The organism is Streptomyces sp. SP18CS02 (assembly GCF_036322365.1).
GTDB lineage: Bacteria > Actinomycetota > Actinomycetes > Streptomycetales > Streptomycetaceae > Streptomyces.
In genome coordinates, this window is the sequence record NZ_JAQYXC010000280.1 from 215643 (window position 1) to 231088 (window position 15446).

A 15446-nucleotide genomic window follows, 5' to 3' on the forward strand; every position below is an offset into this window, starting at 1 on the left:
GAGAGCCGGGCGGGCCGCGGGCAGCGCGGCACGCCCGGCTGTGACGTACGCGGAGGCCGCGGGGCTATTCGAGGAGCTCCGCGTACGAACCCATGGCCAGGGCGATGTCCGCCTGGGCCCAGAAGCGGTGGTACGTGAAGACGGGGGCCGAGCCGCCCGCCAGATAGGACTCGATCTTCGGCCAGGCCGGGTCGTCCTGGTAGAAGGAGCGGATGGAGGCGAAGGTGGACGAGGAGTCGACCCTGTCGCCGTTGGGCATGACGCCGCTCCAGCCGCTCGGCACGTACACCGGGTCGTCGAAGCGGTTGTAGTCGGCCCTGGTCTCGGGAACGGCGATGCCCAGCGGGTCCTGGTGGTGCTGCCACATGCCGTCCAGGAGCGCCTTGGCGACCCTCTTCGCCTCGGCGTCACCGGACTTGGCGGCGTAGTACGTCAGCGTCTTGGCGTACGCGGCGGCCACGCCGACGTCGTCGGTGTAGTCGGCGACGGTGACGTGCAGTCCCGTGTTGGCGCCGGGGCTCGCCGGATTCCAGGTGTCGGGCTTGCCCGACCACTGGAGGGTGGAGGGGATGCGGTAGGTGCCGTCCGGGTTGATTGTGGTCTTGGACAGGGCCCAGCCGACCCACTTGTCGAGGACGGTCTTCGCGGCGGCGTCACCGGTCTGGTGGTAGTACTCGGCGACCCGCTCCATCGACCACGCCTGGAAGCCGAACCACTGGTTGGACGCCGGGTCGTGGTAGACGGGTTTCTCGTCGTAGTACAGCCCGTGGAAGGTGGGCGTGCCGGCCGGCGGGGTGGCGTAGCGGCCCTGCCAGCTGTTGGTGGCCCCGCCCGCTATGGCGCCCTCGGAGGACTGGAGCCAGCGGTAGAACTCCAGCTGCCGGTCCAGGCTGGTCGCCCAGTCCTGCTGCCCGGTGGCCGACTTGGGCCTGAGCGGCGCGTACTCGCTGAGCGCGTAGGCGGCGAGGGGGTTCTGGTAGCCGCCGTGGGCGTGGCTGGATCCGATGCGCCAGGACCAGCCGGCCGAGGTGTCGGTGGCGCCGCCCCAGGCGTAGTACCAGGACATCAGGTAGTGGGCGCTGTTCTTGCCGGTGCCGGCCGGGCAGGCGGTCGGTCCGACGCAGTCGCCGGCCTTCTTGAAGTACTTGTCGAACATCGCGTAGCGCAGGTAGTCACCCATTTTCGCGGCCTTGCCGACGGTCGCGGTGACCTGGCCGCCCTTGCCCTGCTGCTTGGCCCAGATGTCGGCCCAGTAGGCCGCCTGGACGGCGCGCGCGTCGGCGTCGGGGGCGTTGGTGAACTTCCACTGCTTGGCGTAGGAGGCGTCCCCGGTGAACAGGTCGAGGTAGCCGTTCTTGCCGCCGTAGGAGAAGTTGTCGCAGGTGGGGTGGGTGACGGTCTCCCAGACGGACTCCTGCGGGCCGCGCTGGAAGGTGTTGATGTAGGAGGGCCCGGTGGCCGTGGGGCCGGCGGAGCACTTGCCGGGCTCGTTGCCGTATCCGTAGACGTTGTCGACGTCCTGGATCCAGTGCATGCCGTAGATGTCGTCCGTGCCGTAGGCGCTCTTCAGCTCGCCCGCGAGGGGGTCGGCGCCGGACGCGACGCCGGGGTCGAGCTTCGCCGGGTACTGGGACGGCAGGTCGTGCTCGGGGGCGTACGTCGCCGGCTTGGAGGCGTTGTAGCTGCCGGTCGTGGGCTGGTCGGCGTGCGTGGGGATCATGTACTTCTCCATGGTGTCCCACGCGCCGTTGAACTTGGTCCAGTCGCCGGTGATCTTGCCGTACATGGCCTGGAGCCAGATCAGGTAGCTGTACGCCTCCGAGGTCGTCTCGTGACCGTGGTCCGGCGCCTCGACGATCAGCGTCTCGACCGAGTGGTACGGGATGCCCTCGGGCGAGAAGTAGCCGTTGGCCGGGTTGGTGATCTTCCCGTGGAGGTCGAGGAAGCGGGCGTCGTACGTGGAGTCCGCCGCCAGCTGCGCGATGGTGACCTCGGCCTTGGTGTGGCCGGGGGCGGTCGCGGTGAAGACGGCCGAACCGGTGCCGGTGGCGGCCGCCGTGACGGTCACCTTCTGGGCGGTGGCCCAGTTCGCCGGGGTGAACGTGAGAGCCGAACCCGCGGTGACGCTGAGGCCGGTGTTGCCCGAGGTCCGGGCGACGGCGACCGTGACGTTCGCGGTCGGCCGGGTGGAGAGCTTCAGCTCGAACGTGCCGGTGGTGCCCTGGCGGATGCCGAGCTGGGAGGGGGTGGCGACCAGGGCGGGACCGGCGGCGACCGTGATGCCGACGGGGGCCGATTCGGCGGAGGCGCCCCGGCTGTCGTAGGCCTTGGCGTAGAGCGAGTGACCGCCGGCGGCCAGGTTCTGCGCGCTGTACGTGTACGGCGAGGTGGTGTCCGTGCCGAGCAGGGTCGTGTCGCTGTAGAACTCGACCTTGCCGATGGTGGCGCCGGCGGCGGCCGCGGCGGTCGCGGCCATCGGGACGGGGTCACCGGTCGTGAAGACCGCGCCGGCCGCCGGGCTCGTCAGCACGGCGACGGGCGGCTGCTGGGCACCGGCGCACAGGGTGCCGTTGACGGCGAAGCCCGTGGGCGCCGCGTTCGTGCCGGTGTAGGTGAACTGGGCGCCGGTGGTGACCGCCGCGCCCGCCGCGACGGTCCCGTTCCAGGTGGCGTTCCGCACGGTGACGGCCTTGCCGGACTGGGACCAGACACCGTTCCAGCCGTTGGTGAGCTTCTGGTCGCCCGCCTGATCGTAGGTCAGGGTCCAGCCGTCCAGGGCTGCGGTGCCCCGGTTGGTGAGGGTCAGCTCGGCGGTGAACCCGGAACCCCAGTCGTTGACGGGCTTGTAGTCGACGCTGCACTGGACGTCGGCGGCGTGGGCGGGGGCGCCCGCGACGGCCGTCATCCCGAGGGGGAGGGAGACGGCGGCGGCCAGCGCGGCCAGGGCCCGGCGCAGCCGGGAGCGTGGTCGTTTTCTTGATCCTGGTGACATGCGCTTGCTTCTCCTCGCGGCTCGGCGGAGGGGTGTACAGGTGGGGACCGTACGGAGATGAACACAAGCCTTGAACCAGTGGGAGCGCTCCCACTATGCGGAGAGGGGGCCTGGGGGTCAAGGTGCTTGAAGAGTCGAAGAAAATCGAAAGTGAAAATTGACGGACCCTCTGTTCCTTGACGCCACTTGGCGCTACGGTCTGCCCCACCAGTGGGAGCGATTCCATTTCAGTCGGCGCATTGTCAGGTACGCGCCCGAGCTGCAAGGACTCGCTTCATGCGACATCCCCCGCGCCATCCCCCGCGTCACCCTTCACGTCATCCCCCGCGTTCGGGTTTCCGCTTACTCGCACTGCTGGCCGGTGCGGTGCTCGCGACGGTGAGCACCGCACTCTCCCCGGTCGTACCGACGGCGTCCGCCGCCGCGGGTACCGCCGGGGCGGCCGCCCCCGTGTGCACCGTGGACTACGGCGTCACGAGCTCATGGGCCGGCGGCTTCCAGGGAGCGGTCACCCTCACCAACAACGGTCCGGCGGTGAACGGCTGGAGCCTCGGCTTCTCCTTCTCCGGCGGTCAGAAGGTGTCCCAGGGCTGGGGCGCCGCATGGTCCCAGTCCGGTACGTCGGTCACCGCCGTGAACGAGAGCTGGAACGGTTCCCTCGCCACGGGCGCCTCGGTCACCACCGGGTTCCTCGCCTCCTGGTCGGGCACCAATCCCCCGCCGGCCTCGTTCACGCTGAACGGCACGGCGTGCGGCACGGACCCGGGCGGTCCCACCGATCCGCCGGACCCGCCGGAACCCACAGACGGGCCACCGGTGCTGAGCGTGAACGGCAACCGGCTCGTCGACGAGAACGGCGCCACCCGCCGGATGCTCGGCGTCAACCGCTCCGGCGGAGAGTTCATGTGCGTCCAGGGCCGCGGCATCTTCGACGGCCCGGTCGACGACCCGTCCGTGAGGGCGATCGCGGACTGGAACGCCGACACCGTACGTATCCCCCTCAACGAGGAGTGCTGGCTGGGCCTGGACAACATCGACCCCGCGTACCGGGGCACCGCGTACATCGACGCCGTGAAGGACCTGGTCGCCCGGGTCGAGGCGCACGGCATGACACCGGTCGTCGAGCTCCACTGGACCTGGGGCCAGTACACCGGCAACTCCGCCGGCTGCGCCGACGTCCACGCCACCTGCCAGAAGCCGATGCCCAACGCCAGGTACACCCCGGCCTTCTGGACTTCGGTGGCCGACACCTTCAAGAACGACCGCCGGGTCGTCTTCGACCTGTTCAACGAGCCGTACCCGGACCGGGCCACCCCCACCGCCGCCCAGGCGTGGACCTGCTGGCGCGACGGCGGCGACTGCCCCGGCATCGGTTACGAGGTCGCCGGGATGCAGGACCTGCTGGACGCGGTCCGCGTGACCGGCGCGCGGAACCTGGTCCTCGTCCCCGGGGTGGCGTACTCCAACGACCTGAGCCAGTGGCTCACCCACGCACCGGTCGACCCGGCCGGCAATCTGGCCGCCGCCTGGCACGTCTACAACTTCAACACCTGCGCCACCGAGACGTGCTGGAACTCCACCCTCGCACCGGTCGCCGCACGCGTACCGCTGGTGGCGGGCGAGATCGGCGAGAACACCTGCGGACACGCCTTCATCGACCGCGTCATGAAGTGGTTCGACGACCGCGGCCTGTCCTACCTCGGCTGGACCTGGAACACCTGGGACTGCTCCTCGGGTCCGGCCCTGATCAGCAACTACGACGGCACACCCACCGCATTCGGCATCGGGCTGCGCGACCATCTGCGCGCCCAGGACTGAGAGGAACGAACCGTATGAGCCGCACCGACACGGCACCCTCACGGCGCCGTACGGCCTTGTTGGCCGCCGGCGCACTGATCGCGGCGACCGGCGCGACGGCCACCGCGATGACCACCACCGCCGGAGCCGCCGCGCCCGGCTGCAAGGTCGAGTACAAGGTCACCAACCAGTGGGACGCCGGCTTCGGCGCCAACGTCACCGTCACGAACACCGGCGACCCGGTGAGCAGCTGGAACCTGGAGTGGTCCTTCGCGGGCAACCAGAGGATCTCGCAGGGCTGGAACGCCGCGGTCAGCCAGACCGGGGCGGCCGTCAGCGCCAGGAACGTCTCGTACAACGGCACCCTGGCCACGGGCGGTTCCGCCTCCTTCGGCTTCAACGCCGCGTACAGCGGGACGAACGCCATACCGACCTCGTTCAAGCTGAACGGCATCACCTGCAACGGTGCCACCGATCCGACCGACCCGCCCGGCCCGACCGACCCGCCGCCCACGGGTGGCAAGGTCGACAACCCGTACGCGGGCGCCAAGGTCTACGTGAACCCGGAGTGGTCCGCGAAGGCCGCCGCCGAGCCCGGCGGCAGCCGGATCGCCAACCAGCCGACCGGTGTGTGGCTCGACCGGATCGCCGCCATCGAGGGCGTCAACGGCGGCATGGGACTGCGCGACCACCTCGACGAGGCCCTGAAGCAGAAGGGCACCGGAGAGCTCGCGATCCAGCTGGTGATCTACAACCTGCCCGGGCGTGACTGCGCGGCGCTCGCCTCCAACGGCGAGCTCGGCCCGACCGAGATCGACAAGTACAAGACGCAGTACATCGACCCGATCGCCGCGATCCTCGCCGACCCGAAGTACGCCGGGCTGCGGATCGTCAACACGGTCGAGATCGACTCGCTGCCGAACCTGGTCACCAACACCACGCCCCGCCCCACCGCCACGCCCAACTGTGACGTGATGAAGGCGAACGGCAACTACACCAAGGGCGTCGGGTACGCGCTGAACAAGCTGGGCGCGGTGGGCAACGTCTACAACTACGTGGACGCGGGCCATCACGGCTGGCTGGGCTGGGACGACAACTTCGGCGCCTCCGCCGAGCTCTTCAAGCAGGCCGCGACCGCCGAGGGCGCCACGGTCTCCAAGGTGCACGGCTTCATCGTCAACACCGCCAACTACAGCGCGCTGAAGGAGGAGCACTTCACCATCGACGACAGCGTGAACGGCGTCTCCGTACGCCAGTCGAAGTGGGTCGACTGGAACCGGTACACCGACGAGCTGTCCTACGCCCAGGCCATGCGCGCCAAGCTGGTCTCGCTGGGCTTCGACTCCGGCATCGGCATGCTGATCGACACCTCCCGCAACGGCTGGGGCGGCACGGCCCGGCCGACCGCGCCGGGGGCGAAGACCACGGTCGACACCTACGTCAACGGCGGTAAGTACGACCGTCGCATCCACCTCGGCAACTGGTGCAACCAGTCGGGCGCCGGTCTGGGCGAGCGCCCGAAGGCGGCCCCCGCCGCCGGTATCGACGCGTACGTCTGGATGAAGCCTCCGGGCGAGTCCGACGGCGCCAGCAAGGAGATCCCGAACACCGAGGGCAAGGGCTTCGACCGGATGTGCGACCCGACCTACACGGGCAACCCGCGCAACGGCAACAACCTCTCGGGCGCCCTCGCGGACGCCCCGCTGTCGGGCCACTGGTTCTCGGCCCAGTTCCAGGAGCTCATGAAGAACGCCTACCCGGCGCTCTGACCCGCCCCTGACCAGAGCCCCCGCCCCGGCACCCCGCCGGGGCGGGGGTTCCGCGTGCGCCGGCCGGTCCCGAAGACGGCCCCTCCGTCACGCACCTGTGTCTGTCCCGCTTCGTGCACGCCGCGCGTCCGGATGGGCGAGGATGCTGCGGTGACCGGCGACAGGGGCGGACCGCCCGGAGGCAGCCAGCCGCCCATCGGACAGCCCGCGGGAGCCACGCCCGCGGCACGGGCGCTGAAGGAGCTCGTGCACCGGCTCCACACGGAGGCCGGCGCGCCTTCCGCCGCGTACATCGCGGCATCGGTCACCCGCGACCGTGCCCCGCGACCGGGTCTCTCGAAGGAGTCGGTGCGCGGGATCATCGGATCGTCCGGGCCGACGGCCGGCCAGGCCGACCTCGTGTCCGTGGCGACCGTGCTTGCGCGGAAGGCACGCTGGGACGTCGCGGACGTGGCGCGCCGGGTGAGGGATCTGTGGGTCGCCGCGCGGCTCACCCCGCGGCTGGGCGTGCCGGTGAGGGATCTGGACCCGTTCGCGCTGGAGGTGCACCAGGCCATCACCCTGCCCGGACAGGGCGCCTTGCCGACCCTGCCGTCGTACGTGGAGCGGGAGCACGATCGCCAGCTCCACCGGATCATGGACCGGGCGGCGGCCGGGGAGAGTCTGCTGGTGACCCTCATCGGCGAGTCCTCGACGGGCAAGACCCGTGCCTGCTGGGAAGCGCTGCGGCGGCTGCCGGCCGGCTGGCGGGTGTGGCATCCGTACGATCCCACCCGCCCGGAGGCCGCCCTCGGTCATCTGGCCGACGTGGGGCCGCGCACGGTGATCTGGCTCAACGAGGCCCAGCACTACCTCCTGGCCCCGGAGGCGAGAACCGCCGAACGGATCACGGCCGGTCTGCGCACCCTCCTGCGCGACCCGGGCCGGGCCCCCGTCCTCGTACTGGCCACCATGTGGCCGCGCTTCTGGGAGCCCCTGACGGTGCTGTCCGCGTCGGCGACCCAGGATTCCTTCGCCCAGCAGCGCGAGCTCCTCACCGGCGTAGGGCTGCGCCTCCCCGTCCCGAAGTCCTTCACGAGCGCGGACATCGACTCGGCCCACCGCGAGGCCCGCCGCGACCCCCGGCTGGCCCGCGCCCTGGAGGGGGCCGCCGACGGCGAGGTCACCCAGTTCCTGGCCGGTGTCCCGGCCCTGCGGGACCACTACCGCTACGCACCACCGGGCGCCGCCGCCCTGATCCGGGCGGCGATGGACTTCCGGCGCCTGGGACACGGACGCGCGCTGCCCCACGCGCTGCTGGCAGGAGCGGTCGAGGACTACCTCACGGACCGGGAACTCGACTCCCTGGGGGAGGGCTGGCTGGAGTCGGCCCTCGAATACTGCGCCGAGCCCTGCCGCGGCGTACCCGGCCCGCTGACCAGGGTCCGCCGCAGGGGCGAGCGGCTGGCGACCGTCGCCTACCGCCTCGCCGACTACCTGGAGCAGCACGGCAACGCCGAGCGGCGGCTGAACTGCCCGCCCCGCTCCTTCTGGGAGTCGGCGGCCCGGCACGCCGCCCACGGCGAGGACCTCCTGGCCCTGGCCCACGCGGCAGAGGTGCGGGGACGTCTGCGGCACGCCGCGGACCTCTTCCGGGCCGCCACCGAGGCCGGGAACACCGGTGCCCTGCCCGAGCTGGCCCGGCTGCGCGAGAGGACCGGCGACACCGGCGGGGCCCGCGAGCTCTACGAGGCCTCCTACGAGGCCGACCACACCGTGCGCCGGGAGCTGGTGCGCCTACGGGAGCGGGACGGCGACCGGGAAGGGGCGGAACGCCTCGCGTTCGAGGCCGCCGACACGGGCGACACGGAGCTCCTCGCGGACCTGGCCCGGCTGCGGCAGGAGGCCGGCGACAAGGAGAGCGCGGAGCGCCTCGTGTCCACCGCGGCCAGACAGGGGAAGATCCAGACCTTCCCCGAACTGGCCCGCTCCCGGGAGGCGGCGGGCGACGGGGCGGGCGCCGAGGAGCTCGCCTTCGCGGCGCTGCGCGCGGGGTACACGTACGCCCTGGCGGAGCTGGTAAGGATCCGGCACGGACAGGGGGACGGGGGCGGTGCCGAACGCCTCGTCGTCGCCGCGGCCCGGGCGGGCAGGGTCCGCCCGGCGGCCAGGATGGCCCGCCTGCTCGAACAGTCGGGCGACACGGCCGGCGCGGAGCGGCTGCTGCGCGTGGCGGCGGACGCGGGCAGCAGGTTCGCCCTGACCGAGCTGGCGCGCCTGCGCACCCGGGCCGGGGACAGGCCCGGTGCGAAGAGCCTGCTGGGGACGGCCGCCGAAGCGGGCAGTACGTTCGCCATGACCCAACTGGGCAGGCTGCGCGACAGGGCGGGCGACACGGGCGGTGCGGAGGAGCTCTACCGGGCGGCCGCCGACCGGGGCAACACCGACGCGCTGGCCGCGCTCGCCCTGCTCCGGGAGCTGGCGGGGGACAGCAAGGAGGCCGAACGGATGGCGTGCGAGGCCGCCGACGGCGGGAGCACCTTCGCCCTCGCGGAGCTCGTCTGGGTACGCGAGACCGCGCGGGCCTCCCAGCAGGCCGAGAGCCTGGCCCGTACCGCCACGCGGGCCGGCAACACCGGCGCGCTCGTCCTCCTCGCCCGTCTGCGGGAGCAGGCCGGCGACAAGGCGGGCGCCGAACGCCTCGTCGGGCTCGCGGCGCTCGGCGGCAACAGCCTCGTGCTCAACGAGTTCGTGCGGCTGCGGGAGGAGAGCGGGGACAAACAGGGGGCGGAGCGGCTGGCCCTCGCGGGCACGAGCCGGGTCGTGGCCGGTCTGGCGCACCTGCGGGAGGAGGCCGGTGAGATCCGGGACGCCGAGCGGCTTTTCCTGAAGGCCGTCGCCCTCGGGGAGACGCGCGCGCTGACCGAACTGGCGCGGCTGCGCGAGGAAGCGGGGGACCGGGAGGGGGCCGAAGCCACGGCCCGCAGTGCCGCCCACGCGGGACACGTCGACGCCCTGGCCGTGACGGCCCGGCTGCGGGCCCGTTCGGGGAGCGTCGAGGACGCCCGGCGCCTGTACCGGTCGGCCGCCGACGCCGGGTACGGGAGCGCGCTCGACGAGCTGGCCGCCGCTCTGCGGAGGACGGGGCACGCGGAGTGGGAGGACCTGCGCCGCTACGGGCTTGAGGCCGACGGCACGCCGGCGAAGGCGTGGTGAGAAGACAGAGGTGCGGAGCCGGGGGTGAGGGGCCGGGGTGGGACGGGACGGGGTCCGGGCGGGGCAGGGCGTCGCGGAGGGCGGGCGTGCGGCCCGGGCGGGCGCCGGGCCGCCCTCGTACGCCACGGCGGCCGGCCGGGAGCCGACGCCCGCGGCGGCGCCGCTCCCCTTCAGGCCGCGCCGTCCAGGCCGCCCCCTCCAGGCCGCGCGCTTCAGGTCGAGTCGCGGACCACCAGTTCCGTCGGGAGCACCAGCTGGCGCGGTTGCGCCGTGCCGCCCGCGATCTCCTGGAGCAGGACGCGGGCCATCACCCGGCCCATCTCCTCGATCGGCTGACGCACGCTGGTGAGCGCCGGTTCCATGTGCCGGGCCACCGCCGAGTCGTCGACGCCGATGAGCGCCACGTCCTCGGGCACCCGGCGGCCCGACTCCCGCAGCACGCCACGGGCGCCGGCCGCCATCACGTCGGACGCGGCGAAGACCCCGTCCAGATCGGGGCAGCGCTCCAGCAGCTCCCGCATCGCCCGGCGCCCCCCCTCCTCGGTGAAGTCGGCCGGGGCCACCAGGCGTTCGTCCGCCGCGAGCCCCGCGGCCTCGATGCCCTGACGGTAGCCGTCCAGCCGGCACCGCGCCACGTACATGTCGAGCGGCCCGGTGATCGTCGCGATCCTGCGCCGTCCCCGCCCCGTCAGATGGTCCACGGCGGACCGGCCCGCGCCCACGTTGTCGGAGTCGACGTACGCCACCGGCTCGCTCTCGGAGCGGCGGCCGTTGAGGACGGTGGGCAGCCGCAGCTCCTCCATCAGGTCCGGCAGCGGGTCGTCGCGGTGGACGGAGACCAGGAGCACGCCGTCCACCCGCTGGGCGGCGAGGTACTGCTCGAACCGCTGCCGCTCCTGCTGGGTGCGGATCAGGGTCAGCAGCAGCTGCATGTCCGCGTCGGCGAGTTCGGCGCTGACACCCCGGATGATGTCCAGGAAGTAGGGCTCGGCGAAGAGACGCGCCTCGGTCTCGGGGATGACCAGGGCGATGGCGTCGGTACGCGCCCCGGCCAGGGCCCGGGCGGCGCGATTGGGGACGTACCCCAGCTCGGCGATGGCCTGGCCGACCGCGGCCCTGGCCCGGTCGCTCACCCGGGGGGAGCCGTTGATCACCCGGGACACGGTGCCGCGCCCCACCCCGGCCCGCGCGGCGACCTCCTCCAGCGTGGGCCTGCCGGTCTGCCGTCCGCTCGCCGCCATCGGTCTCCCATCGAATGAGGTAATGACTCAGCCAACCTAGAGGGTGCCCCGGAGGATGCGGTCAGCGGGAGTCCCGGAGCACGCCGTTCAATCGTGGGAGCGCTCCCAAGGTAGGGGACGAACCCGTCGGGCGCCACTGCGAGCATTCAGGAACTGACGTCAACTCTCGGCTCGTGACCCTCGGTTGCCCCTCACCCGACGAATTCGTCTTCATCTCTTGACACTCACCCCCAGGAGGCAGCAACCTTCCGGCAGACGACGTGGGAGCGCTCCCACTCATTCTGCGGCCGACCCCCGAGCGACCTGCAGCTATGTCCGATCCGGCCGCCGCCGAGCCGCTGAAGCCGACCTCGGACCTCTCATTCGGCGCACAGCAGCACCACCCTGGACGAGGAGATGGAATGCGCACTTCCAGCAGAACCCGCGGGCGCCGCCCCGCACTGGCAGCAGCCGCGGCGTTCGTGACCGGCGCGGTCCTGATCACCGGCTGCAGCAGCGACGAGGGCGGATCCGGCGCGGCGAGCGGCGACGGGAAGATCACCCTGCGGATCGGGACCTTCGGCGCCTTCGGGTACGACAACGAGAACGGGGCCAAGCTCTACGCCGAGTACGAGAAGCTCCACCCCAACATCAAGATCGTCGAGTCGAACGTGGCCGACGGGCAGAAGTACTGGGACACGCTGAAGCTGCGGCTCTCCCGCAACAGCGGTCTCGCGGACATCCAGGCCATCGAGGTCGGCTACATCGCCGAGGCCACCGGCCCGGCCATGGCCGGCAAGTGGGTGGACCTCTCCAAGACCGGCGGCGCCGACACCTCGGCCTACCTGGAGTGGAAGGTCAAGCAGGCCACCAGCGCCGACGGCAAGCTCATCGGCCTCGGCACCGACATCGGCCCGATGGCCATCTGCTACAACAAGGAGCTCTTCGCCAAGGCGAAGCTGCCCACCGACCGCGCCCAGGTCGCCCGGCTCTGGGCGGGCGACTGGGCGAAGTACGTCGCCGTCGGCAAGACGTACCAGAAGAACGCCCCGGCGGGCACCGCCTTCCTCGACTCCTCCAGCGGCCTGTTCCAGGCCGTGCTGGCCAGCCAGCCGCAGCAGTACGCCGACGACAAGGGCGAGCTCGCCTGGGAGAACAGCCCCGGCGTGAAGAAGGCGTGGAGCCTGGCCGTCGACGCCGCGCAGAGCGGGATCTCCGCCAAGCTGCGGCAGTTCGACGAGAAGGGCACCTGGAACGCCGGCTTCAAGAACTCGAAGTTCGCCACCGTCTCCTGCCCGAGCTGGATGACCGGCATGATCAAGGACCAGGCCGGCGCCGGCAACCAGGGCAAGTGGGACATCGCGGCTCCGCCGGTCGCGGGCAACTGGGGCGGCTCGTTCCTGGCCGTGCCCAAGTCCGGCAAGAACGCCGAGGAGGCCGCCAAGCTCGCCGCCTGGCTGACCGCCCCGGAGCAGCACGCGAAGGTCTTCGGGGTGAACGGCAACATCCCGTCCACCAAGGCGACCCTGGCCTCGCCCGCGGTGCAGAACGCCAAGATCCCGTACTTCGGTGACACCCCGGTCGGCAAGATCTACTCGACCGCCGCCGCCGGCATCGCCCCGGCCCCGGTCAGCCGGCACGACGGCCAGGTGAAGACGTTCATCACCGACAACGGCATCCTCGACATCGAGCAGCGCGGCACGGCGCCCGACAAGGCCTGGGACAACGTGAAGAAGCTGATCGAGGACAAGATCGACCAGTAGGGGGACGCGGGTGGCCGCCCGGCGCTCCCCCGCCGGGCGGCCACCCGCACGGACCGCCCGGCACGCGCCGGCGCGGTGACCGGACCGAACCACCACACGCACCGAGCTGGAAGGAAGCCCTCGTGGCCACCTCCGTCCGGGCGGCGGCCGACGGCGCCCCGCCGCCCGCCGCGCCGCCCCCCGTCCTCCCGGAACAGGCACCCGACCGCCCCGGCTGGCGCAGCAGGCTGTACCGCTGGGACCTCAAAGCCACCCCGTACGCCTTCGTCACCCCGTTCTTCCTGTGCTTCGCGGCGTTCGGGCTCTTCCCGCTGATCTACACGGGCTGGCTCTCGCTGCACCGGGTCGAGCTCGGCGGGGACGCGCAGTGGCGCGGCTTCGACAACTACACCGGCCTGTGGGACAGCGGGTTCTTCTGGAACGCGCTGGCCAACACGTTCACCATCGGGGTCCTCTCCACCGTTCCGCAGCTGCTGATGGCGCTGGGGCTGGCCCATCTGCTCAATTACAAACTGCGCGGCCGCGGCTTCTTCCGCGTCGCGGTCCTCGCCCCGTACGCCACGTCGATCGCGGCGGCGACCCTGGTGTTCGCACAGCTGTTCAACAGCGACTACGGGCTGATCAACACCATGCTCGGCTGGGTCGGCTTCGATCCGGTCGACTGGGAGTCGTCCAAGTGGCCCGCCCAGATCGCCATCTCGGTGATCGTCACCTGGCGGTGGACCGGCTACAACGCGCTGATCTACCTGGCCGCGATGCAGGCCGTCCCGCAGGACCTGTACGAGGCCGCGGCCCTCGACGGGGCCTCGCGCTGGCGGCAGTTCATCAGCGTCACCATTCCCTCGATCCGTCCCACGATCCTGTTCACCATCGTCGTCTCGACGATCGGCGCCACGCAGCTCTTCGGCGAGCCGATGCTGTTCGGCGGCAGCCTCGGGGTCAGCGGCGGCAGCGGCAACCAGTTCCAGACCCTCAGCCTGCTCATGTACGAGAAGGGCTGGATGACCGGCGCACTGGGACAGGCCTCGGCGATCGCCTGGGTGATGCTCCTGCTGCTGCTCCTGATCGGCGCCTTCCGGCTGCTCGTCGCCCGCGTGAACCGCTCCAAGCTGGGGGGCTGACCTCGATGACGTCCACACTCGACAGGCCGAGGCGGCTGCGGCAGAAGGCCGGACGGCAGCACCATGCCGGACCGCTGACGTACCTCCTGCTCATCCTGGCCGCCGTGGTCTCGCTCTTCCCGCTGTACTGGAACCTCGTCGCCGCCTCGCACAGCGGGGAGCGCGTGGTCGAGGCCCCGGCACCGCTGCTGCCCGGCCCCCGCCTCTTCGAGAACCTCACCTTCGCCTGGAACCAGGTCGACATGGGCGAGGCACTGATCAACACCACCGTGGTGGCGGGGCTGGTGGCGCTGTCCACCGTGCTCTTCTCCACCCTGGCGGGCTTCGCCTTCGCCAAGCTGCCGTTCCGCGGCCGCAATGTGATGCTGGCGCTCGTGGTGGCGACGATGACGATCCCGCCGCAGCTCAGCGTCATCCCGCTGTACCGGATCATCACCGACCTGGGCTGGGTGGACCAGCTGCAGTCGGTCGTGCTGCCCTCGCTGGTCGCCGCGTTCGGCGTGTTCTTCATGCGGCAGTACCTGCTGGAGGCGCTGCCCATCGAGCTGGTGGAGGCGGCCCGGATGGACGGGGCGCACAGCCTGCGGGTCATCTGGCACGTGGTGTTCCCCGTCGCGCGGCCCGCCATGGCCGTCCTGGGCATGCTGGTCTTCGTGCAGGCGTGGAACGACTTCTTCTGGCCCTTCATCGCGCTCACCCCGGACGGCAATCCGACGCTCCAGGTCGCGCTCGCCGGTCTCGGCTCCGGCAACCACACCGTGAACCAGGCGATCGTCCTGACCGGTGCGCTCATCTCCACCGTGCCGCTCCTCCTGGTCTTCGCCCTGCTCGGCAAGCACATCGTGGGCGGCATCACCTCGGGCGCGGTCAAGAGCTGACGCGTCCCGCGCCGCCCTCACCTCCCGCCCTCGCCACGAACCCGTCTCTGCGTCGACGCGTCTCCGTGTTGACCCGCCATAACGTTGGGAGCGCTCCCATATGACTGCGTCCGATGCCCGGCCGCTCACCGCGACCCGCCGGTTCCCGCCAGGCTTCCTCTGGGGCTCCGCGACCGCCGCCTACCAGATCGAGGGCGCCGCCCAGGAGGACGGCCGTACCCCCTCCATCTGGGACACCTTCTCCCGCACACCGGGGAAGGTCTTCGAGGGCCACACCGGCGATGTGGCGGTCGACCACTACCACCGGTTCCGCGACGACGTACGGCTGATGAAGGACCTCGGGCTGAGCGCCTACCGCTTCTCGGTGTCCTGGTCCCGCGTCCAGCCCACCGGCCGGGGCCCGGCCGTCCAGAAGGGCCTCGACTTCTACCGGGGGCTCACCGACGAACTGCTGTCCGCGGGCATCACGCCCGTCCTGACCCTCTACCACTGGGACCTGCCGCAGGAACTGGAGGACGCGGGCGGCTGGCCCCACCGCGCCACCGCCGAACGCTTCGCCGACTACGCCGGTATCGTCGCCGACGCCCTCGGCGACCGCGTCCAGCGCTGGACCACCCTCAACGAACCCTGGTGCAGCGCCTTCCTCGGATACGGCTCCGGAGTCCACGCCCCCGGACGCACCGACCCCGTCGCCGCCCTGCGCGCCGCCCA

The 15446-nt window shown here is 71.6% G+C and carries 9 protein-coding genes; 7 read left to right on the forward strand and 2 right to left on the reverse strand.

The features are described from left to right. Positions 1 to 64: 64 nt before the first annotated feature. Positions 65 to 2992, reverse strand: a complete 2928-nt coding sequence (locus PUR26_RS15085) for a glycoside hydrolase family 48 protein (RefSeq protein WP_329872859.1) — start codon at positions 2990 to 2992, stop codon at positions 65 to 67. A 276-nt stretch (positions 2993 to 3268) separates the two neighbouring features. Here PUR26_RS15085 and PUR26_RS15090 point away from each other — a divergent pair, with 276 nt between their 5' ends. The 3 genes from PUR26_RS15090 (at position 3269) to PUR26_RS15100 (ending at position 9753) form a co-directional block, all read left to right on the forward strand. After that, complete coding sequence (locus tag PUR26_RS15090; RefSeq protein ID WP_329872860.1) at positions 3269 to 4810, forward strand: cellulose binding domain-containing protein; 1542 nt, start codon at positions 3269 to 3271, stop codon at positions 4808 to 4810. A gap of 14 nt (positions 4811 to 4824) precedes the next feature. Beyond that, the gene (locus tag PUR26_RS15095; RefSeq protein ID WP_329872861.1) at positions 4825 to 6558 is read left to right on the forward strand and encodes a glycoside hydrolase family 6 protein; all 1734 of its coding nucleotides are present in this window, start codon (positions 4825 to 4827) and stop codon (positions 6556 to 6558) included. 150 nt (positions 6559 to 6708) lie between these two features. Further along, on the forward strand, positions 6709 to 9753 hold the full coding sequence (locus PUR26_RS15100) for a transcriptional regulator (RefSeq protein WP_329872862.1): 3045 nt from the start codon (positions 6709 to 6711) through the stop codon (positions 9751 to 9753). A gap of 212 nt (positions 9754 to 9965) precedes the next feature. Here the strand turns inward: PUR26_RS15100 and PUR26_RS15105 are convergent, their stop codons facing one another. Continuing rightward, positions 9966 to 10994, reverse strand: coding sequence for a LacI family DNA-binding transcriptional regulator (locus PUR26_RS15105; protein WP_329872863.1), 1029 nt, complete (start codon positions 10992 to 10994; stop codon positions 9966 to 9968). A 401-nt stretch (positions 10995 to 11395) separates the two neighbouring features. Between PUR26_RS15105 and PUR26_RS15110 the strand changes: the two genes are divergently transcribed. The 4 genes from PUR26_RS15110 to PUR26_RS15125 form a co-directional block, all read left to right on the forward strand. Beyond that, positions 11396 to 12736: an ABC transporter substrate-binding protein gene (locus PUR26_RS15110; RefSeq protein WP_329872864.1), complete on the forward strand. Its 1341-nt coding sequence runs from the start codon at positions 11396 to 11398 to the stop codon at positions 12734 to 12736. A gap of 122 nt (positions 12737 to 12858) precedes the next feature. Further along, entirely contained in the window at positions 12859 to 13857 is a 999-nt protein-coding gene (locus tag PUR26_RS15115) for a carbohydrate ABC transporter permease (RefSeq protein ID WP_329872865.1), read from the forward strand. Positions 13858 to 13862: 5 nt separating this feature from the next. Next, the gene (locus PUR26_RS15120) at positions 13863 to 14735 is read left to right on the forward strand and encodes a carbohydrate ABC transporter permease (RefSeq protein ID WP_329872866.1); all 873 of its coding nucleotides are present in this window, start codon (positions 13863 to 13865) and stop codon (positions 14733 to 14735) included. 100 nt (positions 14736 to 14835) lie between these two features. Further along, the coding region (locus PUR26_RS15125) for a glycoside hydrolase family 1 protein (protein WP_329872867.1) at positions 14836 to 15446 on the forward strand (611 nt) is incomplete at its 3' end.

What these genes read in the sequence shown, in the direction of transcription:
- PUR26_RS15095 (WP_329872861.1), top strand. Translation starts at nt 4,825, where the DNA reads ATGAGCCGCACCGACACGGCACCCTCACGGCGCCGTACGGCCTTGTTG.
- PUR26_RS15120 (WP_329872866.1), top strand. Translation starts at nt 13,863, where the DNA reads ATGACGTCCACACTCGACAGGCCGAGGCGGCTGCGGCAGAAGGCCGGA.
- PUR26_RS15090 (WP_329872860.1), top strand. Translation starts at nt 3,269, where the DNA reads ATGCGACATCCCCCGCGCCATCCCCCGCGTCACCCTTCACGTCATCCC.
- PUR26_RS15110 (WP_329872864.1), top strand. Translation starts at nt 11,396, where the DNA reads ATGCGCACTTCCAGCAGAACCCGCGGGCGCCGCCCCGCACTGGCAGCA.
- PUR26_RS15085 (WP_329872859.1), bottom strand. Translation starts at nt 2,992, where the DNA reads ATGTCACCAGGATCAAGAAAACGACCACGCTCCCGGCTGCGCCGGGCC.
- PUR26_RS15105 (WP_329872863.1), bottom strand. Translation starts at nt 10,994, where the DNA reads ATGGCGGCGAGCGGACGGCAGACCGGCAGGCCCACGCTGGAGGAGGTC.